Consider the following 500-nt stretch of genomic DNA (forward strand, 5'->3'; position numbering starts at 1 on the left):
CCGAGCGGCATGGCCGTATCCCACAACACCCCTTTGCGGATCTCGTAATGGACCTGCCGCCAATCCACCACAGCATCCCACGCAATAACGCCTTGCCCGGATTGCTGGCACATGACCAGATTGGTCACGTCGTTGGGGGGTTGGTTGAGGCCGACAAGGATCACGTTCTCGAAGACCAGCCAAGGGGACCGAAGGCCGGTGGCCGTGAGGCTGCGGATTCTGAAACTATATGTGCCTGCCGAAATATTCTCCCAGTTGATCGACGACGTGGATACGTTTTTGGCCTCGCCCCAGGATTGGCCGGGACGTTGCATCTGGGCTTCATATCGCTTGACACGAGGGTCTTTGACCGCTGCCCAACTAAACAGCACGCCGGAGGCCACCCCCTCACCAAAGGTATAAAGATATTCGTCAATGGCCGGGGCTGTGGGTTTGGGTATTGGCCCGGAGGGAATCAGGGAAGTCGGTTTTGGGTCAAATTTAATATTCTGCTCCACCCG

At 57.0% G+C, this 500-nt stretch carries 1 protein-coding gene; it reads right to left on the minus strand.

The window, feature by feature from the left end; genetic code table 11:
- Positions 1 to 500 (minus strand): hypothetical protein (locus GO013_RS16745; RefSeq protein ID WP_163813181.1); only part of this gene is annotated, 500 nt, incomplete at both ends.

Source organism: Pseudodesulfovibrio sp. JC047, from assembly GCF_010468615.1.
Classification (GTDB): Bacteria; Desulfobacterota; Desulfovibrionia; order Desulfovibrionales; family Desulfovibrionaceae; genus Pseudodesulfovibrio.